The 285-nt window shown below is 78.9% G+C and carries 1 pseudogene; it reads left to right on the top strand.

Features of this window, described 5'->3' with window-relative positions:
• A pseudogene (locus ACETWP_RS17330) lies at positions 1-285 on the top strand (hypothetical protein); the annotation flags it as partial.

The following is a 285-nucleotide window of genomic DNA, read 5'->3' as shown; positions in this document are numbered from 1 at the left end:
CCGGACGCCAACGCCTCCGGCGCGGCCACCATCCAGGCCAGCGCCGCGGCCACCGACCAGACCACCATCCAGACCGGAGCCGGCGCGGCCACCGACCAAACCGGCGTCCAGGCCGAAGCGGCCATGGTCCAGGCCGGTGCCACGGCCGCCGGTGCCACGGCCGCCGGCGCCGCGGCCCCCGTCCAGCCCGCCGTCCCGGAGGGGAACCCGTGCGGCGACCCGGCCGACGAGGCGTGGGAGGACTTCTGGAACGACCCCGCCCCGCAGCCGACGCCCGAGACCGTG

Source organism: Arthrobacter halodurans, from assembly GCF_041877255.1.
In the GTDB taxonomy this organism is placed as follows: domain Bacteria; phylum Actinomycetota; class Actinomycetes; order Actinomycetales; family Micrococcaceae; genus Arthrobacter_N; species Arthrobacter_N halodurans.
The sequence above is the reverse complement of the archived record's forward strand: the minus strand, read 5'-3'. Positions and strand labels throughout refer to the sequence as shown.